Annotated in this window: 31 protein-coding genes and 1 pseudogene; 5 read left to right on the forward strand and 27 right to left on the reverse strand. The window is 50.4% G+C overall.

Annotated features, from left to right (window positions below; all coding sequences use genetic code 11):
• Positions 1–159: 159 nt before the first annotated feature.
• Together MIH18_RS12200 and MIH18_RS12205 are read left to right on the forward strand one after the other, a co-directional pair.
• On the forward strand, positions 160–609 hold the full coding sequence (locus tag MIH18_RS12200) for a MarR family transcriptional regulator (RefSeq protein ID WP_249006750.1): 450 nt from the start codon (positions 160–162) through the stop codon (positions 607–609).
• Between the two features lie 161 nt (positions 610–770).
• Positions 771–1,199 carry an organic hydroperoxide resistance protein gene (locus MIH18_RS12205; RefSeq protein ID WP_249006751.1) on the forward strand — a complete coding sequence of 143 codons (429 nt, stop codon included), beginning with the start codon at positions 771–773 and terminating at the stop codon, positions 1,197–1,199.
• A 59-nt stretch (positions 1,200–1,258) separates the two neighbouring features.
• Here MIH18_RS12205 and MIH18_RS12210 read toward each other — a convergent pair whose 3' ends face one another.
• The 20 genes from MIH18_RS12210 to MIH18_RS12305 form a co-directional block, all read right to left on the reverse strand.
• Positions 1,259–2,152, reverse strand: a complete 894-nt coding sequence (locus MIH18_RS12210) for a dihydrodipicolinate synthase family protein (protein WP_249006752.1) — start codon at positions 2,150–2,152, stop codon at positions 1,259–1,261.
• A gap of 258 nt (positions 2,153–2,410) precedes the next feature.
• Positions 2,411–2,581, reverse strand: coding sequence for a hypothetical protein (locus tag MIH18_RS12215; RefSeq protein ID WP_249012516.1), 171 nt, complete (start codon positions 2,579–2,581; stop codon positions 2,411–2,413).
• 73 nt (positions 2,582–2,654) lie between these two features.
• Positions 2,655–3,203, reverse strand: a complete 549-nt coding sequence (locus tag MIH18_RS12220) for a hypothetical protein (protein ID WP_249006753.1) — start codon at positions 3,201–3,203, stop codon at positions 2,655–2,657.
• A gap of 133 nt (positions 3,204–3,336) precedes the next feature.
• Complete coding sequence (locus tag MIH18_RS12225) at positions 3,337–4,803, reverse strand: ABC transporter permease (protein WP_249006754.1); 1,467 nt, start codon at positions 4,801–4,803, stop codon at positions 3,337–3,339.
• A gap of 17 nt (positions 4,804–4,820) precedes the next feature.
• Complete coding sequence (locus tag MIH18_RS12230; RefSeq protein ID WP_249006755.1) at positions 4,821–5,471, reverse strand: ATP-binding cassette domain-containing protein; 651 nt, start codon at positions 5,469–5,471, stop codon at positions 4,821–4,823.
• Positions 5,471–6,319 carry a putative selenate ABC transporter substrate-binding protein gene (locus tag MIH18_RS12235; protein WP_249006756.1) on the reverse strand — a complete coding sequence of 283 codons (849 nt, stop codon included), beginning with the start codon at positions 6,317–6,319 and terminating at the stop codon, positions 5,471–5,473. Before MIH18_RS12235 ends, MIH18_RS12230 begins: the two co-directional genes overlap by 1 nt.
• A gap of 279 nt (positions 6,320–6,598) precedes the next feature.
• On the reverse strand, positions 6,599–7,237 hold the full coding sequence (locus MIH18_RS12240; protein ID WP_249006757.1) for an SGNH/GDSL hydrolase family protein: 639 nt from the start codon (positions 7,235–7,237) through the stop codon (positions 6,599–6,601).
• A gap of 390 nt (positions 7,238–7,627) precedes the next feature.
• On the reverse strand, positions 7,628–7,957 hold the full coding sequence (locus MIH18_RS12245; RefSeq protein WP_249012517.1) for a DHCW motif cupin fold protein: 330 nt from the start codon (positions 7,955–7,957) through the stop codon (positions 7,628–7,630).
• Between the two features lie 99 nt (positions 7,958–8,056).
• Positions 8,057–8,320 carry a Txe/YoeB family addiction module toxin gene (locus MIH18_RS12250; protein ID WP_249006759.1) on the reverse strand — a complete coding sequence of 88 codons (264 nt, stop codon included), beginning with the start codon at positions 8,318–8,320 and terminating at the stop codon, positions 8,057–8,059.
• Positions 8,317–8,559, reverse strand: a complete 243-nt coding sequence (locus MIH18_RS12255) for a type II toxin-antitoxin system Phd/YefM family antitoxin (RefSeq protein WP_249006760.1) — start codon at positions 8,557–8,559, stop codon at positions 8,317–8,319. The genes MIH18_RS12250 and MIH18_RS12255 overlap by 4 nt, the downstream gene beginning before the upstream one ends.
• Positions 8,560–8,798: 239 nt before the next feature.
• On the reverse strand, positions 8,799–9,746 hold the full coding sequence (locus tag MIH18_RS12260) for a D-hexose-6-phosphate mutarotase (RefSeq protein ID WP_249006761.1): 948 nt from the start codon (positions 9,744–9,746) through the stop codon (positions 8,799–8,801).
• A 410-nt stretch (positions 9,747–10,156) separates the two neighbouring features.
• Positions 10,157–10,411 (reverse strand): CopG family transcriptional regulator, encoded by a 255-nt coding sequence (locus MIH18_RS12265; protein ID WP_249006762.1) that lies wholly within the window; start codon positions 10,409–10,411, stop codon positions 10,157–10,159.
• 79 nt (positions 10,412–10,490) lie between these two features.
• Complete coding sequence (locus MIH18_RS12270; RefSeq protein ID WP_249006763.1) at positions 10,491–10,664, reverse strand: BrnT family toxin; 174 nt, start codon at positions 10,662–10,664, stop codon at positions 10,491–10,493.
• A gap of 129 nt (positions 10,665–10,793) precedes the next feature.
• A complete protein-coding gene (locus MIH18_RS12275; protein ID WP_249006764.1) occupies positions 10,794–11,210 on the reverse strand; it encodes a GFA family protein in 417 nt (138 codons plus the stop codon).
• Positions 11,211–11,561: 351 nt separating this feature from the next.
• A complete protein-coding gene (locus MIH18_RS12280; protein ID WP_249006765.1) occupies positions 11,562–11,858 on the reverse strand; it encodes a type II toxin-antitoxin system RelE/ParE family toxin in 297 nt (98 codons plus the stop codon).
• Complete coding sequence (locus MIH18_RS12285) at positions 11,858–12,112, reverse strand: type II toxin-antitoxin system ParD family antitoxin (protein WP_249006766.1); 255 nt, start codon at positions 12,110–12,112, stop codon at positions 11,858–11,860. Before MIH18_RS12285 ends, MIH18_RS12280 begins: the two co-directional genes overlap by 1 nt.
• 193 nt (positions 12,113–12,305) lie before the next feature.
• Entirely contained in the window at positions 12,306–12,605 is a 300-nt protein-coding gene (locus tag MIH18_RS12290) for a hypothetical protein (RefSeq protein ID WP_249006767.1), read from the reverse strand.
• A gap of 120 nt (positions 12,606–12,725) precedes the next feature.
• Positions 12,726–13,208 (reverse strand): SgcJ/EcaC family oxidoreductase, encoded by a 483-nt coding sequence (locus MIH18_RS12295; RefSeq protein WP_249006768.1) that lies wholly within the window; start codon positions 13,206–13,208, stop codon positions 12,726–12,728.
• Positions 13,209–13,323: 115 nt separating this feature from the next.
• A complete protein-coding gene (locus MIH18_RS12300) occupies positions 13,324–13,605 on the reverse strand; it encodes a type II toxin-antitoxin system RelE/ParE family toxin (protein WP_249006769.1) in 282 nt (93 codons plus the stop codon).
• Positions 13,602–13,874: a ribbon-helix-helix protein, CopG family gene (locus tag MIH18_RS12305; protein ID WP_249006770.1), complete on the reverse strand. Its 273-nt coding sequence runs from the start codon at positions 13,872–13,874 to the stop codon at positions 13,602–13,604. Before MIH18_RS12305 ends, MIH18_RS12300 begins: the two co-directional genes overlap by 4 nt.
• A gap of 203 nt (positions 13,875–14,077) precedes the next feature.
• Between MIH18_RS12305 and MIH18_RS12310 the strand changes: the two genes are divergently transcribed.
• Together MIH18_RS12310 and MIH18_RS12315 are read left to right on the forward strand one after the other, a co-directional pair.
• The gene (locus MIH18_RS12310; protein ID WP_249006771.1) at positions 14,078–14,323 is read left to right on the forward strand and encodes a type II toxin-antitoxin system CcdA family antitoxin; all 246 of its coding nucleotides are present in this window, start codon (positions 14,078–14,080) and stop codon (positions 14,321–14,323) included.
• A complete protein-coding gene (locus tag MIH18_RS12315) occupies positions 14,323–14,640 on the forward strand; it encodes a CcdB family protein (protein ID WP_072795464.1) in 318 nt (105 codons plus the stop codon). The genes MIH18_RS12310 and MIH18_RS12315 overlap by 1 nt, the downstream gene beginning before the upstream one ends.
• A 92-nt stretch (positions 14,641–14,732) precedes the next feature.
• On the opposite strand, the gene MIH18_RS12320 is transcribed toward MIH18_RS12315, so the two are convergent.
• The 4 genes from MIH18_RS12320 to MIH18_RS12335 all read right to left on the reverse strand — a co-directional run bounded on the left by MIH18_RS12320 (position 14,733) and on the right by MIH18_RS12335 (position 17,271).
• Positions 14,733–15,221: a hypothetical protein gene (locus MIH18_RS12320; protein WP_249006772.1), complete on the reverse strand. Its 489-nt coding sequence runs from the start codon at positions 15,219–15,221 to the stop codon at positions 14,733–14,735.
• 277 nt (positions 15,222–15,498) lie between these two features.
• A complete protein-coding gene (locus MIH18_RS12325; RefSeq protein ID WP_249006773.1) occupies positions 15,499–15,894 on the reverse strand; it encodes a DUF2750 domain-containing protein in 396 nt (131 codons plus the stop codon).
• A gap of 96 nt (positions 15,895–15,990) precedes the next feature.
• Complete coding sequence (locus MIH18_RS12330; RefSeq protein WP_249012518.1) at positions 15,991–16,614, reverse strand: SagB/ThcOx family dehydrogenase; 624 nt, start codon at positions 16,612–16,614, stop codon at positions 15,991–15,993.
• 78 nt (positions 16,615–16,692) lie between these two features.
• Positions 16,693–17,271, reverse strand: a complete 579-nt coding sequence (locus tag MIH18_RS12335) for a TetR/AcrR family transcriptional regulator (protein WP_249012519.1) — start codon at positions 17,269–17,271, stop codon at positions 16,693–16,695.
• Between the two features lie 99 nt (positions 17,272–17,370).
• Between MIH18_RS12335 and MIH18_RS12340 the strand changes: the two genes are divergently transcribed.
• Positions 17,371–17,853, forward strand: coding sequence for an HPP family protein (locus MIH18_RS12340; protein WP_249006776.1), 483 nt, complete (start codon positions 17,371–17,373; stop codon positions 17,851–17,853).
• Between the two features lie 311 nt (positions 17,854–18,164).
• Here the strand turns inward: MIH18_RS12340 and MIH18_RS12345 are convergent, their stop codons facing one another.
• The 3 genes and pseudogenes from MIH18_RS12345 to MIH18_RS12355 form a co-directional block, all read right to left on the reverse strand.
• Positions 18,165–18,707 carry a DinB family protein gene (locus MIH18_RS12345; RefSeq protein ID WP_249012520.1) on the reverse strand — a complete coding sequence of 181 codons (543 nt, stop codon included), beginning with the start codon at positions 18,705–18,707 and terminating at the stop codon, positions 18,165–18,167.
• An 80-nt stretch (positions 18,708–18,787) separates the two neighbouring features.
• The gene (locus MIH18_RS12350) at positions 18,788–19,465 is read right to left on the reverse strand and encodes a class I SAM-dependent methyltransferase (RefSeq protein WP_249006778.1); all 678 of its coding nucleotides are present in this window, start codon (positions 19,463–19,465) and stop codon (positions 18,788–18,790) included.
• 211 nt (positions 19,466–19,676) lie between these two features.
• Positions 19,677–20,297, reverse strand: a pseudogene (locus MIH18_RS12355) (transposase); the annotation flags it as partial.
• Between the last annotated feature and the right edge of the window lie 2 nt (positions 20,298–20,299).

Consider the following 20,299-nt stretch of genomic DNA (forward strand, 5'->3'; position numbering starts at 1 on the left):
GTAAACCGCACCGGAGCCTAGCGAAAGGAACCAAACGCAGGGGAGCTCTTTCAGTGCTGCCAGTCATGTTCACTGGAAAAACCCCTAAAAAACGCCGTACACTCGGAGTTAAATACTTAGCGCGATGGCTTTTATCGCCGCCGACACAATGGATCTTTCATGCCTGACAACGACTCCTACTCCGAGCTTCTGCTCGATAACCAGCTGTGTTTTGCCCTCTACTCGACGTCTTTAATGATGACCAAAGCCTATAAGCCACTGCTAAAATCCCTAAATCTGACCTATCCGCAGTATCTGGCCATGCTGGTTTTGTGGGAGGAAGACGGGATAACCGTGAGCCATATCAGCAAGCGATTGCTGACAGACCCCGGCTCGCTCACGCCTCTGCTCAAGCGGCTCGAGTCGGACGGTATGCTGAACCGGCAACGCCGGAAAGACGATGAACGCGTGGTTGAATTGCATCTCACAGAACAGGGCCGGGCTCTTCAGGACCAAGCCAAGGATATACCGGGTTGCATTGTGAATGTCAGTGGTCAGTCAGTCGCCGACCTTATGGAACTGAAACAGCAGCTGATCAAACTGCGCAGTAATCTGAAAACACCCACCTGAGCTCCTTCACCTGGCACGCGCTTATTACACTTCCGCCATTTATCTTGCGCACAATCTATTTGTGCGCTAACTTAGTAATCGAACAGCGCTTACAATTTGCGCACTCGTTAATCACGCAAACGAGGAGCCATCAAAACGGCTCGTCGAAAGGAGCAAACATTATGTCTGTTGCAAAAATCGTTTATCGCGCATCCGCCGAAGCCACGGGTGGCCGTGACGGTCGCGCCATCTCATCAGACGGTATTCTGGATGTTGAGCTGACCACTCCGAAAGAACTTGGCGGTGCCGGTGGCAAAGGAACAAACCCTGAGCAGCTCTTCGCTGCTGGTTACTCTGCCTGCTTTATTGGTGCCATGAAGTTCGTCGCGGGCCGCGACAAGCTGGCAATGCCGGAAGAAGCCTCAATCGAAGGCGAAGTCGGCATCGGTGAGATTCCGGGGGGTTTTGGTATCGAAGTTGAGCTGAAAATTTCATTGCCGGGCATGGACGATGCTCAGGCTGAAAAGCTGATCAACGAAGCGCACAAAGTGTGCCCCTACTCAAACGCGACCCGTGGCAACATCGACGTTACCTTAACCCGCGTTGAATAATTCCCTCTTTGAGTGATTAAAGAAAGGCTAACCCTCTGCTTCGCAGCGGGTTAGCCCCGTCAGGATAAATCCAGTTCATCAATCAATTCCCCGAGTCGTCGGCGCCCTTCTCCATCCAAGGCCTTGAGCGGCAACGGCAAACACGGGTGTTCAACGAGCACCAGCAACTCTGCAGCAGCTGCAACAACGCGAAGACTGCCTCCAAACTCGCTGAACAACTCCCACAGCGGCTGCAATCGTTCCGACAAGCGTATCGCTTCCTTCGCATTCCCAGCCTGGGCTGCGCGAGTAATCGCAAGTGCGGTGGAGGGAAACACGCCCCCGATCACCGAATACCAGGCATCACAGCCGGCGTTCAATCCGTTTGCAGCAGAACCATCGCCGCTGACGCCCACAGTGACGTGTGAAGGAATCTGTGCACGAAGTCGTTCCACTCTCGATCTTGCCGTAACAGGATCCTCAGGCACTCCCGGAATCTTGATGGATGCTACGTTCGGAAGTTGTGCTATCTGGCCATGAAGCTCGTCACTGAACACAAACTGCGTGGTACCGGGATTATCGTAAACACACAGCGGTATCGACAGTGCATGCGTTACCGCTTCATAGAGCCCAAAAACTTCCTCTGGGCGCAGCTTCTGATATGACATTGGTGCCAACAGTACCCCAGAGACACCCGCAGCCTCTGCGTCTTCAGCCAAGGCAAGCACATCGCGCGTACGCAGCGCACCAATACCCACCACCACTGGGACATTTCCTGCGTGTTCCACCGCAAGTCTTACCACCCGCGCACGCTCCGCCATGGTCAGGTAAGCATAGTTCCCGGTCGAGCCGAGTACGCCGATTGAGTCGACGTTGGCGGTGACAAGCCGCCCAATCAATCGAACAAACGCCGCTTCGTCCAAACCGCGTTCATTCATCGGGGTCAAAGGAAATGCGCTCAGGCCGGAAAACATACTGGATACCCCAATGTTGTTGAAATGACGAGTGTCTTACCGTTTGAAACCAAAACCCCAAAAAAAACGGGTTAACGTGTAAAACGAAGCTTTGTGGCGACTTTGGATGACGTCAACCCATTCCTGGCGTAGAAATACCACCGCAGCAACAAACGCTACTGGCCATGCGATTGCTTCAATGACGGATAATATGAAATTTAGCCAATCCATGGTGACCCTCTAGGTATAACGCCTGCAGCAGGAATAATCGCGAGCCAGCTAGTCTTTTTTGTCTATCGTTATCTCAATAGATTTGCTGTTACCAGCAAACCACTTCTGAACATACAAAGTACCCACGATCGGAGCAGTTCCTTCATCAGGGACCTCCTTATAGCGAACACTGTTTTTTGTTTCTTTCTCGTATTCAAACATGACTACTTTCTTCGACATGAAATATTCTCCCAATAACCAACGTCAGAAACCTGGGCTGCTAACGTCTGTATTTTGCGCGTAACGCTTAAGCTCAGCAGCGCTGGAGGCCCAGTCTTTCGTTTTCACGTTGGAAAATCTCGCGAATCCTGGTGCCATCAGAAGACTCTTCTTCAAGTGTCTCTGAATTCCATTGGCTCCGCTGGGTATCAAAGAAGTCACCGCCATAGATGTGAATGCCACCCGTAAAACGCTGCAACGGATTGGTAACAGAATGTAGTGCGTCTTCAGTTAGCATTGCGGTATCTTTTACAAACAAGGCATTTGCACCGAATGCCTTGATTCCGTCAGACGTCCTTTTCCAAAAAATGTTGTCCTCACGGCCTGTGTAGATTCCGATGTTAGCCCACATCAGATGATTATGAGGCATGAGATTCATCTGCGGAGTCCACGTGGCGGCAAATATCGTCAGCGTTGGGGAGCTTAGAAGTACATTTAGTCCTGCCTTGCCTGGATCGCCTAGCGCGGCCAACACAGCTGCGGGTGTAGAGACCGCTCGGGCAAGTACTTCGTTGACGGCGGCTTGTGCATCAGTCTCTTCGTTGGCAGTGATGCAGTCAGCAATAAAGCGTTCGATCTCCATGCTCTTACTCCCGTTGATGTAGGTGGTTTGGCATCCGCAACTCTACCACTCCAAGGGCCGCATTGGCTCGAAAGCAGCCGTGTCCGGATCGCACTTTTGTTCACCCCTAGCCTTGGTGTCAACGGTTTCTCGTTCAGCAGGTCGGCATGGTTTGCAAGGCGAGCTTGCGGCGAATATAACGCCCAAGAGTATCAATTCCAATGTTGAGCAGAGCCGTTACCAGAATCAGCACCATGGCACGATCAAACCGGATGTTCTGAATAGCGCTGTCTACATAGAAGCCAAGCGTGTAGATGCCGAGAATCCCCAGTATGGCTGTCTCCCGCATGATGATTTCCCAGCGATAGAACAGAAGCGCCAGAAATGAGCGATATACGCGGGGTACCAGCTCCCAGCTATAACGGTTGAAACCTTCTGCAGCGTCTGCGCGGAGTTTAATGGAATTGGTTTGCCGGCCAATCAGGTGCCCGATAATCCCACCGTTGTGCAGCGCTAAAGCAACCACCGCAGGCAGCATTGAAGGCCCCCAGAGTTGCAGCAAAATATACGCCAGAATGTACTCAGGCGTGGACCGTACGATCACCAGAACCACATGCCCGGCACTGCGCCGTACAGGCCCGCCAAAGTGGTTTGATATCAAGGGGAATGCCAGTAACGACAGAATCCCTGTCGCTACAAGCGCGATCTGGGTGAGCACAAGGGTGTTCCAGATGCCCAGCAGGGCCTCATTGATCATCAAATCACTTAGCCACGGCGTTAGCCCCGTTAAACCTTCCCCGTTGCGCAATGGCGCAGGCACGATGTCTTCGGTGAAAAAACGCTGCACATTGCCCCATACAATGGGCAACCCTTCACCAAGAAAAAACGGAGCGCCAAGAACGTACACGGGCAGAAGCTTTGGCCTTACCCAGAGCGGCATGGTGGCGATTAATACATAGAACAGAATCAGCATCGCGCCAGCGTCGGAATAAAGCCCCTGGGAGAAAGATGCCTCAAGATAAAAACCCAGTGTGGGCAGGCCAACGAACCCAAGAATGGCACTGGAGCGAAGGCCGCATTCCAGCCTGTAGGCTGTGTAGGTGCGCATCTTTACCCAGCAATCGGGAATACGGGCATAAAGGAACGCCGACATATTCCCAGTGCCGGGCGGCAGCACACGGCCAGATTCCGGATCGGCCTCTTCCAGGATTTCTGAATAGACCTTGGCGAAAATCCCGGCGTAGGGAATGGCGATGGCCAATACGCCCGTGAGTGGGTGAAAACCAAAGAACTGCAGAAAGATCAGCGCCCAGAAAAGCTCGTGAATGGCGCGAATAAAGGCGCAAAAAATCCGCACGGGCAGGGATCGGTAAGCCAATGCCATCAGGAAGCCTGCGACACTCCCAAGCGCAACCCCGACAAAGGCAAAGGCGACCGTCCTCAACAGTGCGGTCATCAACCCTTCAGTGCTGAAAAAGTTGGGCGTTGCGATGCCAAACAGGAAATTACCGAGATCCCGCCAGGGGTTGGAGGTGGTCACCGCGATATCCGCAAACAGCAACCCAACCAAGGCGATGGCAAGGAAAATCAGGCTGACACGAACCGTTGGGGAAGAGGGCATAGAACGGGCCGCGTTACCTAGTAAAAAGATACAATGTCTGCCGCTGCAAGGTGTTCGCTGGGTTGATCCAGGGCGACCTGGCCATCCTGAATGCCAACGATTCGGGTACAGTAATTCAGTGCGAGGTCCACATCGTGCAGCGCAATAATACTGGTGGTGAAGCGATCACGCAGTTGCATCATGACCGAGTTCGCCATGGGGCCATCGAGTGCAGAAACCGGCTCATCGGCCAGTAGCACGGCTGCGTTACGGTAAAGCGCACGCGCGATAGCAACACGCTGGCGCTGCCCACCGGACAGAGAGGCTGCGGGTGTCCATAGCTTTTCCGTGATACCCAGTGACTGCAACAAGGTCAGCACTTCAGCCCTGTCTTTGGCGAACGGGCGGGCAAGCGTGAGGGCGTTGTACCAGGTGGCATGTTTATCCAGTTGGCCCATAAAGACGTTATGGAACACCGAAAGGGCGTTTACCAGGCCAAGATCCTGAGGGATCAGAGACGAATCCCGGTTAATCCGTTCGTAAATCAGGCGAATCAAGGTGGACTTCCCCGCACCACTTTTACCCACCAGCGCGATTTTGTCGCCCGGATTAACCTTCAGCGACAACGGACCTATAACCCGCTTGCCGCTGAATGAGGCCGTAAGGTCCGTAAGGTCAAAGCCTGACATTAATCGAGAATTCCGATCTCTTGAGCCGTCTTACGAATCGGCTCATAGTCGGCGTTAGAAGCAGGAATAAAACCTGAACGCGGGAAGCTTGCCAGCAGTTTCGGGTTATCGAGGTTCAACAGCGCCTCGGTAACACGCTGCTTGAAACCATCACCAAAACGCTCATCCACATCGCCACGAATCGTCCACTGATAATCCGGGTAGTCGGGCGTTTTCCAGATCACCTGAACGGCATCGGTGTCTATGTTTCCATCACCAAGTTCTTTCTCCCAAACCTGAAAGTTCAGCGCGCCTACATCGTACGTACCGGCTTCAACCAGGCGAAGGGTGCGGGTATGGTTGCCGCTGAAGCCAACGCGCGAAAAAAAGTCATCAGGCTTTGCACCAAAGGTGTCGCGCACATAGAACTCAGGCATGAGCCGGCCAGATGTGGAGCCTTTGGAACCGAAGGTAAAGGTTTTACCCTGCAACTGATCTTTCAGCTCTGAAAGCTCTGCGGCGGGTTCAATACCCGTGTTGGTATTGGCAATAAAATAGGTCTCGAAGGCTTCGTCTTCAACACCTTGGGCGATGGCTTCAGCGCCCGGAACCAGCCTGCGTGCCTGCACACCAGAAAGACCGCCAAACCACGCCAGCTGAACCTGATTGTTACGGAACGCTGAAACGGCAGCCGCGTAGGACTTCACTGGAATATAGCGTACATCAACATTCAGTTGCTCAGAGAGGTAGTCCGCGACACCGCGAAAACGCTCAACAAGTTTGGTTTCGTCTTCATCCGGGATGGCCGTGAATACAAAGGTCTCAGCGGATGCCGCAGCAGCGGTGAAACAGAAAAAACTGGAAAGCATCAACTTCCGTATTATATGCATCGCAATTTGAAATCCTTGATCGTCTAAGCAATTGATAAACCAGAACGGCCGCGCGGCGCACACCGGTGAGCCGCAGGATACTCTGATTCCTGTCAACCTTGAACTCTAGTAACGTAAGGCCGGATCGTCAGTCAGCCGTCCGGTGTTGTCATTGCGATATTTCGGGTGAAACACCGACAGATCCAACTTGTGTTCGATCAAGTAGTGAACGGCGCGACTTCAAGGGCATCCGTTACCGGCACTTGTTATGCGGCAAAATTATTGGACTAACGGTTGTATTACTTTGGCAAGCGCGAGACCGAGTGTGCGATGTTGGTCTTCATCTAGGTGAACACCATCTACACGACTTGTCGAAGTAACCGAACCAGCATCAAAGTAATGGCATCCACACTCTTCCGCCACAACTTGAATTGCGTCAGCCAGACCTACGGCTTTGTCTTCCGCTCTTTCAAATTTGGGCGCAATATTACCTTTAGCCTTCTGCAATTCGGGGGGCGCCACAAGCACAATTGCCGGTACTTCCATTCCTGGTTCAATAGGAGCGCGCCGTATCGCCCCGACCAGAGTTTTTAAACCTTGTGCGGACTGCCATGCGGTCAAGTTATGCATAGACTGAAAATCATTGGTTCCCAATAGCATGATAACCAATGACAACGGCGAGTTGATTTCGATGCGCTGTTCTAGCCCCTCAAGTCCGTTTCGCCCCGGCTTGTAAGGGTCATCCCATACGGTACGGCGACCGTTAAGACAGTCTTCAATAATCCGAACGGACTTACCCGAATTGAGCAGTGCATTCTCTAAAACCCCCGGCCACCTTTGGTCAAATCGAAATCGACCACGAGTGTCAGGGATGATGCCCCAACTCAACGAATCTGCGTATACCAAAATTTGGTGCATTGCCTGCGCCTCTCTTGACGTATAACGCCGCCAACACGCGTAGCTTTGGAATGAAGGCGAAACTGCAGACCTGTTGGAAGCCGTTGCTGCGCCTTTTCAAGCCTATTCACGACCTCTTCTCGCAACATCCTATAAAACGGCGCTGTCTCGGGACACTCTGGAGGCGAGCCATAAGCGATTATCCCGCTCTTTGCTACATCAATCAGAGATTCTCCGCAGTCGGCGACGGGCATGTGCTGCACTCGAGGATCTGCCAGTTCAATCAATTCACGATCTGCCAATCGGATGCCCCTTCGTTTACCGGGCGTTCCGCCAGCCTTAGCCATCACTGGAAACAAAACCGCAGCGCAGCGAAGGTTTTGGCATCCGGTACGGCCTGGTTATGTGGATTTAGTCGACAACGAATAGCTTGGCTCCAAGCTCTGTCGATGAGCGATGTAGTTCTGCGTTGTCTGCGACCTGATAGCTCGATCCCGGCCTGAGTACGAAATGCCGGCCGTCGTCTAATTCAGTATGAAGCTCGCCTTCGAGACAAAGAAGTATGTGGCCCTTGGCACACCAATGATCGGCCAAATAACCCGGGCTGTACTCGACCATTCGAACTCGGATGTCACCAAAGTTTCGAGTTCTCCAGTAAGCAACACCCTGCTCGCCAGAATGCTCGGTTTTCTCAACTCCAGACCAGTCAGTGACGCCAAAAGGCAAATTCGTTATGTTCAAGACAGCTCCTCTCTCTATACACATAACGCGAAGCTTTGCGGCAATTGTGGAACCGCACAGCGGTGGGAAAATTGTCCGGCAACAGCGGCTGGTTATGCATTATTCGTAGTGACTCCAGAGCCGGAGAACTTTTACCACTCGTTCATCTTCGAGCACTTCGTAAACAACACGATGCTGGATATTGATGCGGCGAGAGTATGCTCCTGCAAGATCACCAATGAGCTTTTCGAACGGCGGCGGCCTCCGATACGGATCTTCCGCAATCAGCGCCAACAATCCCTGAGCTTTTGGCTTGAGGCTGCTGGCAGCTAACTTTTTTGCATCTTTTTGGGCCTGTTTGGTGTAAACCAACTTCCATGTCACCAGTTCAGCTCCTCATCGCATTGATCCATAGGGGTCTCCATTCCCTCTCGAATAGACTCGCGCATACCTGGTACAGATAACAGGTAAAGCGTTTCCTGAATCGCAGACCAATCTTCCTCGGAAACGAGAACAGCCCTGTTCCGTTTACCCATAATAACGATTGGTTGATGGGACTCGGCCGTTTCGTCAATCAACCTGTAAAGGTTGCTGCGCGCCTCAGTTGCCGTAATTCCGGTCATGACGCACCTCTGATGTGTTGAATATTTAATCAGTGTACGCCATTAGATACGTACGTCAAGACGAACGTATTGCATAACGCCCGCGTAATAGGCGCGAGCTTCGAGCGTCCTAATTGACGCGTTTGTTAGGAGTATTTTCACTCACTTTTAGAATTAACTATTTTGTATATAAAATTAAATAATTTTGCCATTCATACAGGATATTTAGGGTCAGAGTAAAAATCCTGTAGTGCCTCGACTCAATTTTTCGCAATCCGATAACAGACCGACAAACAATGCTCCGCACCCGCAGCAATGCTGACACGATCATCGGCAATATTGCCGGTTTCAATACACAGCATGTTCAAATAACCGCCCTCCCCCATATCACCCAGCCGGGTTGATTTATCAATCCAGGGGTTCCAGACCACGGTTGAGCGGCTGTTGTTGGTTTCAATGTTGATACGACGTTGCCAACCTTTGTCTTCGAGTGAGCAGACGGGCTTGGTATTTTGATAAATGCGGTCAATTTCGGCATCAATGCAAATCGGCGTGATTTCGACTTTACGCTGCCAATCATCCAGGGAATCAATGAACTGGCAGCCTTCCAGGCCCTTAACCGTCACATCATTGATATCACTCACGGCAAAATAACTGTGTAACGCCTGACTGATGGTGACGGTTTCTAACCCATGATTGCGCGTGATCAAGTTCAGCTCAAGGGTTACGCCGACGCTGACATGTAGCTCTAGCTCGGTGTTGTGTGACCATAAGGCTGGGGGCACTTGCGTTTGCGGCAGGCGAAATACTATGTTCGTTTGCCCGGCAGCCGTCGTGCTGGTTTCAACCACGTCCCAAACAGCGGCTCTGACAAAACCATGGGCGGGATAATCCTCACGATCAGGATGCGCGCCAAACCAGGGCCAACACACTGGAATGCCGCCGCGAATAGTTTTACCCGCGATAAACGTCGCTTCGTCTGAAAGCCAGATCAGCGGTTGCTGCTCGTTGGCACCTCTTTCGGCACCCCCTTTAGCTTCTCTTTTAGCAGCCCAGGACAGCACCTGCGCGCCCTGCAGGGCAATGCTTGCCGTGGCGTGCTGGTTAGTGATGTCAGCCACAATCAAATCGCCAGTCGCGTTGAATCGCAGCTGCCCTTCTATTGCGAACTGTTCGTTGAGTGTGGCAAGTTTTTGCTGGCTGGGCATTTGCTTGAAACCTGTGTTTAGCCGAGGAATTTATGCTGCTGGTTATGGCTTGTTTTATAGTCTAAACAAAGCCCACTACTCGTTATTTTCGGGCTTCTTTAATGTATATGACGGTGCCGCCGTTGCGCATTTCCACTTCAAACAACTCCCAAATATCTATTTGATCTAAAATTTCGTTACTCACTTTCCCTCCAGAGAATTACGATTTTACGCACCTAACGAGGCTGTAGAAAAACTATAGAGCCTTGTTACGATGATGCTCCTATGTAAAATTTAGACGTTTTTTCGATGACAAGTGCTTCGGATTTTTAAAATAGGCGCTATTTTTAGATTACTTATTGACCAATTCTAGATCCAAAAAAGCCTCCGACCTTTTTCTACAGCCTCAACGCTGAGCGCACCGGCGCACTTTAGTGCGTCCGAGTGACGCACTTGTTAGCAGACTCTGCTTGAAGTCGCTCAACCAGCCACACCTTGATGATTGACTGGCGGGTAACACCAATGCGCGCCGCCTCACGATCCAGTGACTCTACGACCCAAGCAGGAAAGTCCACGTTGATTCGCTTTTGTTCCTGATTGACACGGCGGACCGTGGACAGATCTAGGTCATCAACAATATCGTCCTGACCTTCCTCGAATTTTTTATCGAAGTCTCTAGCTTTCATAAAGCTCAACCTCCTTCTTGCGGGAACGCCTGACCGAAATCAGACGAATACGGCTTTCCCTGTATGTGACGACCGCCGACTAGTGTCTTTCCCCAATCTTGCCTATCAACACGAATCTTGGCTCGCCCTCTGATTTTGCGCGGATTTCCAATAGATACGGATCTTTCCACAGAACTCGGGCGGCCACGAAATCAATGCCGTGCTTATCCAGATTGGTCTGACTTTTAGTTTCGTCGAACTCAAACTCGTCCATGAGTATAAATTATTCCTTTTTTACTCAGCTCGCAAGATGTGGGAGGAGTAGTGCAACTGCTAATGCATAGCTTCGCTGCAATTTTTCAGTCACAAAGCGGTGAAGAAATTGTCCGGCAACAGCGTTTTGTTAGGGCTTGCTATTTTGCGGGACATACCCGGCCTCGAATTGGGTGAGGTCATCGTTTATGGGCCACCAATTAGCTTTTGAGCCTGTGTAGCAATGGGCAACTGGCTCTGAGGATAACGGCTCATTGATGAGGCCCGCACGAATGCGCAGCACACCAGGCAGCGCGTCTTTTTTACTGTAGATCGGCGAGCCACACTCACTGCAGAAAACACGCTGCTTGCCAGGCGATGCCTCAAAAGATTTGAGCATTTTAACTCCGCTATCTAGCTGGAAAGCGGCCTCTTTGACAGGTGTATTTGTAGCAAAGGGAGTGCCTTGCGCTTTGCGACATTGGGAGCAATGACAAATCTGTATTGGCTCTAGCTCACATAGGATCTGGAAGCGAACCCCACCGCATAAGCAACTACCTGAATACAAAGTGCTCTCCTTTTTTGGCCTAACGAGGCTGTAGGAAAACCCTCGAGCCCTTTTGTGATAACGTTCCTACGTAAAATCTAGGTCTGCTTTCCACGATAAGTGCTCTGGATTTTAAGAATAGGCGCTATTTTTAGCTTAATTATTGATCGATTCAAGGCCGAAAAAAGTCTTTGGCCTTTTCCTACAGCCTCAACGCTTTTGTTCAGCGGCAGCCTTGACAGAGCGAGGCGCCGACAAGGCTGTCCGGTGGCGGGCCCATCTGGCCCGGAACAAACTGGAACTGTTTGTTGGGCGACAATGGAGCGGGGCCTGGATGGAAGTCTTGCAGCTGCGCCGGAAACATAGTCGCCACTAATCCAGAAGCCTTTCAGGTGCATCCATGTCCTCGTGCAGGACACGAACAATAAGCATCTCCGATTCAAGCACACAGTAAAAAACAGCGTGATGCTCAACCTGCAATCTGCGATACCCAAGAAGAACATGGGCGTAGTTCGCGCCTAGTGACGGATGATTAATCAGCTGCTGCATTCCTGCTTCCAGTTGATCCAGGTATTTGTCCGCTTGATCAACACCCCATTCTTCGCAGGTGTACACCCAAATTCCGATGAGGTCTGATTCCGCCTTCGGCGTGACACTCAGATTGAACACTAATTAGCCGCTTTCATACGTTTACGGCCAGCAGTCTTGATAGCCGATATATCAAGCGGCTTAGGTATCCCGCTTGACTCACCCTCAGACAGAGCCCGCCTCAGCGTGGCGAGACGTACTTGGGCTTGCTGGTCTCGCCGGATGAGATAGCGGATATACTCACTATCATTGCCAAACTGGCCGCTTTCAATCTGACCTTTCACCCAACCGTTTTGTTGCTCAGTCAGCGTAATAGTTTTCCGGTGCATGCTCATAGCTGGTGCCCCTAACACAGATAAAGTATGACAATATCATACCACTCGCTTGCACTGAATCAATGCCACACTTTGTGGCGCCCAACGTCTCATTCATCGGCGCCAGTTTTGCTGATGTCCGGCTGCAATGTTTTGTTAGGAAGCCTTAGCATTCTGATTCCAACTAAACAGACTGGACCCTCTAATGTCACGTTCAATTCAGAACCTGCTTGAACAGTCGCATAAAGCTTGCTTGGCCTATGTAAAATCGTCCCTGTACCAAAACAACGGTATCACCAACGGGTGCGCAACCATGTGTAACCAAATACACCGCTGCTGGCCCCGCTGCACTACCCGTTGCGATATCTTCGACACTGCCATCATTTTCCCAGGTACGTCCTTCGAAATCGTTTATTTCCAAGACGTAGACAAATTTGGCACCCACTGTTGCTAGCAAAGCCTCAAAGTCTGGAGCAACGATCCGGGCGTGTTCAAGATTGGAAACTGTAGGCACGATCAGGTACGGCCAGCAGCAAAGACCTATTTACCAACACTTAAACGCCAACGGTGGGTCAGTTTTAGATTGGCGATAAGTGGGTCAGCTTTAAACCGGCGTTGACAGGTTATGCCTCTGTTACTTTTTCTCGGGCATGGCGGACGAGTGATGGCTTGTGATTAGCCATTGCTTCCCATCCCAGCGGTATGTGTAGCTGTAGCGGCCACTGACAGCGGCTCCTGTTTTTGCGAAAGTGAATGTGTAGAGCCCAGCATCAACGGCAGTGTTGCAGCCTAGCTCAATGCTACGCAAATCAATCTTTCCTGAAGGGCGGTTTTCCAGAAAGTGGTGGAAATAGTCCTCTTTCTCTACTGGAGTGAGGCGCGGTTTGTTTGATACCGTAGGCAGAAGAATTGACCGCTCTGCGTAGTTTGCAACCACTTTGTGAGGATCGCCAGTTTGTAGTGATTGATTCCAACGATCAAACAATGCTGCGATCTCTCGCTCTGACGTGACTTTGCAGCTTTCTGTACGCGAGGCCTGCGCATTGTTTGGTGTGCCTTGGTTCGTGGCGCATCCGGCGAGCGCAACGGCTAAAACAAAAACACTAACTAACTTCATGGAAAAACTCCTTCTGGTGGGGTTGGGAAAATGAGGCATAACGCCAAGCGCACCGGTGACGTTAACGCAGCGAAGCGGAAACAAAGGCATCCGAGTGCCGCGCCTGGTTAAATTGCTATCGTTCACCTTCCAAGCCATGCCATACCCGAAGAGTAATGATGGCACTGGTATGAACCGAATATCGAACAACGTATTTTCCGAAAACCATATCTCGAATAGAGTCAGGTACCGGAGCCATTTCAACTGGCGTGCCGATTTTGGGGAAATCTGGCAGCAACTCAATTTTACCAACCAGCTCAATGGCTATCCTGACTGCCGCTGACGGGTTGTGGATCACAATGAATTCCCTGAGGCGCTTCAAATCTTCAATGGCTTCGTCCGTGTAAACCAGTTTCACTTACCCGACCTCGGTGCATCCTGCTCGCTTTCAGTTCCCCAACTATTGAGCCAGCCATGAACTTCGCTGGCATCAACCACCTTACCTTGGGCTGCAGATTCCATTGCTTCCAGAGTTTGCTTCCAACGCTCTTGCTCAAGCTGTTGCTTTGCTATGTATTCCGACAGTGCTTGGTTGATCACCCAGCCTTTGCTCCGGTGGAGCCTGCCAGCGATTGATTCCAGATGCTTTTCAACTTCTGCCTGAAGGCGAACTGTAGTGACACTCATGACCGTACTCTCAATATGATTGACTACAATGTATTACATCATAGTAGTCGAGGGTGCAGCAAAAAACATAACGCCGTGGCTTTGCGGCGTGCCGGAGCGCTAGCTCAGGCGCGCCCGACAACAGCCACTGGTTAAATGCTTGAATGCGCATTGGCGTGCGCATAAACTAAGCCCGTGCATTAAACAGCCACCTGGAGACTCTGATGGCCGAACTCTACAATGCAACCGCACCCAAAAAGGCAGCTAACCTCTCCATCAATAGCGATCTACTGCGCAAGACTCGGGAACTCAACATCAACCTGTCGGCTACTCTGGAGCGAGCCCTGAAAGAAGAGCTTTCCAAACGCGAAGCAGCACAATGGGTTGAAGAAAATCGCGCTGCGATAAGAAATTACAACGATTTTGTCGAACAACATGGATGCTTCGGCGACGAATTCAGGGAGTTCTAATGTCACAGTTCGATGTGTACCCCAACCCGAGCAAAGTTAGCAAAGCTCATTATCCTTACCTTGTCGATATTCAGAGCAGCCTCCTGAGCGAATTGGCAACTCGAATCGTCATCCCTTTGGGCAAACGCTCCGCCTTTGGTGGCGAATCCATGCAAGGACTCACGCCGGGAATCAGCTTTGCCGACCAAGAACTTTTACTGCTAACTCCACAAATTTCCTCTGTGCCAGAAAAGCATCTCAAAAACCCGGTTGGTTCCCTCTCGCATTTCAGAGACCAGATTGTCGGAGCTCTGGACCTTGCTGTCACTGGCATTTAACGCCCTGCTAAACGGTGGAGTAAGCTGTACCGATTTTTTGCGGCTCTTTGCAAAAAACGGGCTGGCTTGCGGAGTCCGATTTGAGCAGTTTGTTAGGCTGTTTTTACAGCAGATATACAATTTACTATATTGATTCCTGCCATAATAAGGTATTTGGAGTTTTCATTCTCTAAATGGGTAAATCCAAAATCAAGCATTTCATTGAGTGCAAAGGCTAACAATATCTTCTCATTTTGAGACGATACGTACTGCTGCAAAGAATCCTCTATGGAGGATGGAGATAAGCCTTCGGTAAATTTCACAGAGGCTACAAATCTAGCCATTTCTTTATCTTGTAGATCTTCAGATATTTTTGAGATTTTTATGCCAGATTCTTTTAATGCGACATAAGATACAAGTAGTATGTTTATCAGTACTTCCATTTGCTTTAGGGAGTTACCCATCTGCTGCTGCACTAAAACTGAAGCTAAGAGGTTTGGTTGTTCAATATATATTTCATCAAAAAACGATTCTTTTTCCTGCATGCTCATCTGTTGAACCTTAAGGATAGAATCTGCTAATGATTTTTTCTTTATTTTCATTGTATTGCTCTAACTTTTCTTGATGAATATACGGCCTAACGAGGCTGTAGGAAAACCCCCGAGCCCTTTTGTGATAACGTTCCTACGTAAAATCTAGGTCTGTTTTCCACGATAAGTGCTCTGGATTTTAAGAATAGGCGCTATTTTTAGATTAATTATTGATCGAGTCAAGGCCGAAAAAAGCCTTTGACTTTTTCCTACAGCCTCAACGCCTTGCGAAGTGGCGAAGTGGCGAAGTGCGCAGCACTTTGTCCCGCTTGCGCAATTTGTTATGTTTTTATTCGTATTTGGCCACTTCATTTAGCAACTCTTCTTTTAGGACCTGGGGCTCAATGCACCAGAAGTTCCATTCCTTATTTGGAAAGACTGCTACTTTCACTTTATCTTGCTCGAACAGTGGTAGCCAATGGCCGAGTAACTCTTCTAGGCTAATCTCTGTTGCTGTGTGACCGGGGAAATTCTCATCTGTGATTTTCTGAGCGTAATCGTAATGCGGCCACAATGGGAAATATTCAAAATCTTCCGGTGCGACCGGAACAAGCCAGCCTTCCTGACTTTTAACGCCCCACAACTGCTGCCAATCAGCGACCTTACTGACGAAGTGATCATATCGATCAAAGCTATCTAGTGCTAAAACAGCTTCATGCTGTTTCTCATTCATCTTGTAAGGCACTGAACCCTCCCTGAAACATAACGCTAAGCGCACCGGTGGCTTTTTTGGAGCGAAGCGGAGAAAAATCATCCGTGTGACGTGGCTGGTTATGCATAGTTAGACACTCCACCGTTGTCCGATACAAAGTAGCGCAGTAGGCTCCACATCTGAAGGGAACCCAAATGCTTCCTTCACCTTCGAATCATCAAAGCCTGCGACCAAAACACAACCAATCCCTAGAGCCGTGCACTGAAGATGGCCATTTTGCGCTAAAGCTCCCGATTCCATATACACATAGCGAGAACCACGCTCTCCTTGGGGTGCCTGCGATTCAAAGCGCCTGATGGCTACTTCGAGCTTTCCAGCTAACCCAATGACGATGGCCGCGTCATTTAGCCATGGTTGATCGCCAATCCCCATTTCTCGTATCGACGCTTCTGGAGAGATGCTGCCAAGTAGTTTCAAAGAGTGATTGCCACTCTGGTATTCATAAATCCCAGGCTCAAGTTCCGCAATACGCCGCACCAAAATGTGGATCTGCAAAGGGTAGAGTCCGCCCGCTGAAGGTATTGCCTTTTTTTGCTCAGGGCCTGTTATTCCTTGCGCAGCCCACAGTAACTGGGATAGAGAATCAATACGCAGGGGAGCTTTAGAGTACTCTCGCACACTGCGACGATTTTCAATACAGCTAACCAATGATTCAGACTCAAGTGTTTCAGGAGCAGGTAGCTCGAAAATCATGCATTATTCCTTATGCATTGTGGCGTTACGCAATCGATTTCTCGAAGATATTTTCTTCAAGCAACACAAGTACCAAAGTTATTCATCAGCATAGTCATGCAGCATATTCTCCAGTATTTTTTTGGCTTCCATCGCCGCATCAAGATTTCCCTGAACGTGCGCCACTGAGGTAGCCCCTTCCTTAAGTAGAACAACCAAGCGTGTGAGTTCTTCTGTTGCCCCGTCCGGAAGAGACAACGCATCCACGTGCTTTCGAATCAATCTCGTTATATCAGCTTTGTGCTCGGCACAGGCCCGGTGGATGACATTGTCTCGGTCGCCGAATTCAGCGCTGGCATTGATAAAGAAGCAGCCATGGAAGTGGTCGATATCCGGCACCCGGCTGTGGAACCAGTCATCCAGAGCACTAAATAGTTCAAGCAAAGCGGGTTTGCCTGAAAGTACATGATCCAGCCTCGATATAAGCCAAGCCCGGTAGCTACAGTCACGATAGCGGATGACCGCTTCCACTAGGTGTTGCTTGCTGGGGAAGTGATGATAAAGCGTTTTCTTGGCTATGCCTGACTCCGCTAACACTAGGTTCACTCCCACTGCGTTAATGCCCCGAGTGTAAAACAATTTAAAGGCGGTACGAACTAGCTGTTCTTGCTTATCCATGGTTATACCCACATCACACCAGATATCCGTATCTTGACATCAGTAGACAAGACTGTCTACTCTATGCAGACCGATCTGTCTACTTTGGAGATTTTGCTCATGTACAAACGTCTGACCACTTCACGTTACCTTGTCCCTTTGCTAGCAGGCTTGGGGGCAATGCTGTGTATTACCGCTTTGAGCAGCCTAGGCAGCGCTAATCAGTCCTCCGTCTGGTTGATGGCTCCCTTTGGCGCGACCATGGTAATCCTATTCGGATTGCCGGAAAGTCCACTAGCACAGCCCAGAAACATCATCATAGGTCACCTATTAACAACGGCGACCGGCCTGTCTGTAGCAGCTCTGGTGGGCGTTACCCACTGGTCGATGGGGTTGGCAGTAGGACTAGCGGTAAGCTTGATGATGCTGACCAACACTACCCACCCACCAGCAGGGGCTAATCCGCTAGTCGTCATGCTCGCAGGTGAACACTGGGGTTTCCTGTTGACGCCGGTGGCGGCAGGCACCGTTCTGATTGTGGCTTTCGGGGTGGTATACCACCGGCTTATTTCCGGTCAACGCTATCCGAAGCAGTGGTTGTAAACGACACTATTAGTCAAAACAGGGAGGCTGGGCCAGGAGAAATACTTGAGGAGCCCAGCTCACTGATGTGCATAACGAGGCTGTAGGAAAACCCCCGAGCCCTTTTGTGATAACGTTCCTACGTAAAATCTAGGTCTGCTTTCCACGATAAGTGCTCTGGATTTTAGGAATAGGCGCTATTTTTAGCTTAATTATTGATCGAGTCAAGGCCGAAAAAAGCCTTTGACCTTTTCCTACAGCCTCAACGCTGAGATAAGCGGCCACGCGTCAGTGGCGTCCGGCGGCCATCAGCCGCGTACTGCTGCGATTTGTTATACATGAGGCTCGTTCGGAATCAGAGCCAAAAGATCAGTAACACCAACATCTTGAGCTGCCTGTGATAGCAGGGCGGAGGCCTGACCTCTGTGATGGGTCTGATGGTTAAAAAAATGAGTAACCAAGCTCGAATATCGTTTGTTAGAAGGCACCCCTTTCGTGTTCTTGTAGCTAAGAACGAAATCTAGGTCGCTATTAGATAGTTCGTCTACCCAGTTGATTATCTGCTGGTCTAGCCAATTGCGGTGTTCTGAGAGGCTATCAAAATCGCTGAGAACAATCTGATCCAGACTAAGGGGAGTTTGAAGGTTACCGACTTCACGTAAAGAGCTGCGGCAGGACGGGTGGGTAGCAAAGCGCTTGAGCCAAATAGTATCGCCGACAACGACATGGTTGAGGGTACCCAGAATCGAGCCAAAAAAAGCACCGCGGTCTTTGCCGAGCTCTTCTGCCCCAAGCTGACCAGCAGCTTCATAGACCTTTAAGTTCATCCACTGGTTGTAGGCGGCCATCAGTTCAAACTGGAGTTTCAGGCCCATCGGAATTCCCTCTCATGCATAACGCTTGGCTTTGCGGCGTGCCGGAGCGCAGCGTAGGCGCGTCCGCCAACAGCCACTGGTTATACGGACTTTGCCACCAACATCTCAGTAGCACCTTTTTGAAAACGATAGCTGACAGGCTGCAACGAGACAGCAATTCCGTCAGCGGATAGTGCCGTCATGACCGAATCAAGGTGCTTTGAGGTTTTTCCGTCCAGCGAGATAACAGGAAAGACGCGAACCTCAGAGGCAACTCTGCATAGCTCCTGCATTGACTCCAGGTGAGCTGCCTCATCTACCTGATCACTGTAAAGAAAAAGAAAGTGAGAGCAGAGTGCCAGATCAAACTCGGAGTCAGAGAATGGCAGCGTAGGCAATGACGCCGATACATATCGTCCCTGCCGGCGACCAACATCAAAATCAGATAGGAACCTCGACATGGCCTTCATCCGAACCTCGCCAAGCTGCTTAACGCTGCCTAGTGAGTCCCAAATATAGCTGTCTGCATTCTGCTGCATCTTACCCATTATTTCCGGGTATACATCGTCGATCCGGCGACGAATTTCCTGAACTTCGAATTGATACACTGGATCACACGAGATGATTTGGTATCCGCGCTTTGTCGCCTCAGCATTAAAACTTGCAGGCCCATCGCCACAACCCAGAATTCTCTTATTCAGATCAGCTTCCGACAACCCGAACATCTTCTGGTATTCGTCGAACGACCTTCCCCATGGAACTACATTAGCTAAATCCAAAACCGACTCTCCCTAGTCTGTATAACGAGGCTGTAGAAAAACCCTTCTCAGAGCACAATCCGCAGCCGCTTTGTTATTTTTTCACACGCTGCGATCAACTGGCTCACGTTTGATCATTTACTGACAACACCACAGCATTATTGATATCCGGCGCTGAACACTCTACACATGGCCGTCTGTGGCCTATATCTGGCCATATCCTAGCCCGGTATCATGCCGCTAACGGCCCATAGTTCGCCAGCTTCTCAATATTGTGCACCAGGCAATACAATTGCCACTGGCCTTGCACCTTCTTTTTACTCCGCAGGCTGAAGCGATTCAGACGTTTGTTGCTGCCGATGTTACCGAACACGGGCTCCACCACCGACATGCGATGACCGTAAATCGCTTTGCCTTGCTGGCTATCGACTCGGTGTTTCATCCAGTCGGTATACGTTAGGCCTCGCCTGAGCTCCAAGGTGTAAGAGACTTGTCTTCCTTTGCCTTTACGATGATCTGCTGAGCTGGGGTTTTGCATGCATTGATGTTTTTTTGGACAGTGGCGACACTGCAATAACCGGCCTTGGAAGTGGACTCTGGGTACGCCGTTTTGGTCGGTTCGGGTGCCTTCGTGGCGCAGGGATTCTCCGGCGGGACAGATGCACGTCATCGTAACCGGGTCGAACTGAAATTCACTGGCGGGAATCACGTGTTTCCAGCCGCTCTTCGATGGAGTTTGTGAGCGCTTACCGTACTTTTCTTTCTGCTCGGCGAACTTGGGATCACGACTGCGGAAGCGGTTGTCCGGGATGTAACCGTTGATCTGTTGCTCATGCAGGTACTGCATATCGGAAC

This window comes from Marinobacter sp. M3C, from assembly GCF_023311895.1.
Lineage (GTDB): Bacteria > Pseudomonadota > Gammaproteobacteria > Pseudomonadales > Oleiphilaceae > Marinobacter.

Coding starts and splice junctions, on each gene's coding strand:
- MIH18_RS12305 (WP_249006770.1), bottom strand. CDS start 13,874: ATGAGTGTCACTACAGTTCGCCTTCAGGCAGAAGTTGAAAAGCATCTG.
- MIH18_RS12210 (WP_249006752.1), bottom strand. CDS start 2,152: ATGTTTTCCGGCCTGAGCGCATTTCCTTTGACCCCGATGAATGAACGC.
- MIH18_RS12260 (WP_249006761.1), bottom strand. CDS start 9,746: ATGCCCAGCCAGCAAAAACTTGCCACACTCAACGAACAGTTCGCAATA.
- MIH18_RS12235 (WP_249006756.1), bottom strand. CDS start 6,319: ATGCTTTCCAGTTTTTTCTGTTTCACCGCTGCTGCGGCATCCGCTGAG.
- MIH18_RS12285 (WP_249006766.1), bottom strand. CDS start 12,112: ATGAGCATGCACCGGAAAACTATTACGCTGACTGAGCAACAAAACGGT.
- MIH18_RS12270 (WP_249006763.1), bottom strand. CDS start 10,664: ATGGACGAGTTTGAGTTCGACGAAACTAAAAGTCAGACCAATCTGGAT.
- MIH18_RS12240 (WP_249006757.1), bottom strand. CDS start 7,237: ATGCACCAAATTTTGGTATACGCAGATTCGTTGAGTTGGGGCATCATC.
- MIH18_RS12220 (WP_249006753.1), bottom strand. CDS start 3,203: ATGGAGATCGAACGCTTTATTGCTGACTGCATCACTGCCAACGAAGAG.
- MIH18_RS12265 (WP_249006762.1), bottom strand. CDS start 10,411: ATGAAAGCTAGAGACTTCGATAAAAAATTCGAGGAAGGTCAGGACGAT.
- MIH18_RS12230 (WP_249006755.1), bottom strand. CDS start 5,471: ATGTCAGGCTTTGACCTTACGGACCTTACGGCCTCATTCAGCGGCAAG.
- MIH18_RS12225 (WP_249006754.1), bottom strand. CDS start 4,803: ATGCCCTCTTCCCCAACGGTTCGTGTCAGCCTGATTTTCCTTGCCATC.
- MIH18_RS12330 (WP_249012518.1), bottom strand. CDS start 16,614: ATGATTTTCGAGCTACCTGCTCCTGAAACACTTGAGTCTGAATCATTG.
- MIH18_RS12345 (WP_249012520.1), bottom strand. CDS start 18,707: ATGGGCCTGAAACTCCAGTTTGAACTGATGGCCGCCTACAACCAGTGG.
- MIH18_RS12205 (WP_249006751.1), top strand. CDS start 771: ATGTCTGTTGCAAAAATCGTTTATCGCGCATCCGCCGAAGCCACGGGT.
- MIH18_RS12310 (WP_249006771.1), top strand. CDS start 14,078: ATGGCCGAACTCTACAATGCAACCGCACCCAAAAAGGCAGCTAACCTC.
- MIH18_RS12315 (WP_072795464.1), top strand. CDS start 14,323: ATGTCACAGTTCGATGTGTACCCCAACCCGAGCAAAGTTAGCAAAGCT.
- MIH18_RS12335 (WP_249012519.1), bottom strand. CDS start 17,271: ATGGATAAGCAAGAACAGCTAGTTCGTACCGCCTTTAAATTGTTTTAC.
- MIH18_RS12215 (WP_249012516.1), bottom strand. CDS start 2,581: ATGTCGAAGAAAGTAGTCATGTTTGAATACGAGAAAGAAACAAAAAAC.
- MIH18_RS12295 (WP_249006768.1), bottom strand. CDS start 13,208: ATGAAGTTAGTTAGTGTTTTTGTTTTAGCCGTTGCGCTCGCCGGATGC.
- MIH18_RS12340 (WP_249006776.1), top strand. CDS start 17,371: ATGTACAAACGTCTGACCACTTCACGTTACCTTGTCCCTTTGCTAGCA.
- MIH18_RS12320 (WP_249006772.1), bottom strand. CDS start 15,221: ATGAAAATAAAGAAAAAATCATTAGCAGATTCTATCCTTAAGGTTCAA.
- MIH18_RS12200 (WP_249006750.1), top strand. CDS start 160: ATGCCTGACAACGACTCCTACTCCGAGCTTCTGCTCGATAACCAGCTG.
- MIH18_RS12255 (WP_249006760.1), bottom strand. CDS start 8,559: ATGACCGGAATTACGGCAACTGAGGCGCGCAGCAACCTTTACAGGTTG.